Below are 413 nucleotides of genomic sequence, written 5' to 3' on the forward strand. Positions count from 1 at the left end.
AGCTACGGCGAAGTGCCACTCGGTGCCAAGAAGGCGGACCTGATGTTCCTACAGCACATGGTGGCGGTATTGGCCGATGGCGGGCAGATGGCCACCGTCATGCCCCACGGCGTGCTGTTCCGGGGTGGCGAAGAAAAGACCATCCGCGCAGGCATGATCGAAGACGATCTGCTGGAAGCCGTCATCGGCGTCGCCCCCAACCTGTTCTACGGCACGGGCATCCCCGCGTGCATCCTGGTACTACGCCAACGGGTGCAGAAGGGTGCGGAGCGAGTCAGCGGCAAGCCGAAGGATCGTCAAGGCAAAGTGCTGTTCATCAATGCTGACCGAGAATATTTCGAGGGGCGGGCGCAAAACTTCCTGATGCCGGAGCACATCGAGAAAATCGTCACCACCTTCGAGGCCTTCAAGGA

General features: G+C 60.5%; 1 protein-coding gene. It reads left to right on the forward strand.

Translation table 11 applies throughout. The features are described 5' to 3' along the window. Positions 1 to 413 (forward strand): N-6 DNA methylase (locus RCF13_RS23470; protein ID WP_308141588.1); only part of this gene is annotated, 413 nt, incomplete at both ends.

The organism is Stenotrophomonas maltophilia group sp. RNC7 (assembly GCF_030910085.1).
Classification (GTDB): domain Bacteria; phylum Pseudomonadota; class Gammaproteobacteria; order Xanthomonadales; family Xanthomonadaceae; genus Stenotrophomonas; species Stenotrophomonas sepilia.